This is a genomic window from Hungatella sp. SL.1.14 (assembly GCF_024460495.1).
GTDB lineage: Bacteria > Bacillota > Clostridia > Lachnospirales > Lachnospiraceae > Hungatella > Hungatella hathewayi.
The window spans coordinates 1-313 of record NZ_JANFYJ010000240.1; the positions used below are offsets into that span (position 1 = coordinate 1).

A 313-nucleotide genomic window follows, 5' to 3' on the forward strand; every position below is an offset into this window, starting at 1 on the left:
CTCTCTGCAAGAACTTCATTAATATTAGAAACCAGTGTATCACAGTCAATTCCATGAACCATGCATGCTTCTTCCAAAGACTCGCCCTGAGAAGCAGGGCAGCCAAGACAGTGCATGCCGGCGCGAATTAAAATCGGTGCAATGCAATCATCCATCTGGATCAGAGCGCCAATTAACATATCTTTACTAATCTGCATCGTGTATTCCTCCTTTAAAAATGTACATACTGTTTCTATAATATTATACTTTTCTTCCGAAATAGCAAGGGATTGTCCAGCCATTTTTGTAAAAATTTTATCATTACAGGGACTTG

1 protein-coding gene is annotated in these 313 nt (G+C 39.3%); it reads right to left on the reverse strand.

The window, feature by feature from the left end:
• On the reverse strand, positions 1-197 hold a 197-nt coding region (locus NE473_RS30840; RefSeq protein WP_256265619.1), incomplete at its 3' end, for a DUF1858 domain-containing protein.
• Positions 198-313: the final 116 nt, after the last annotated feature.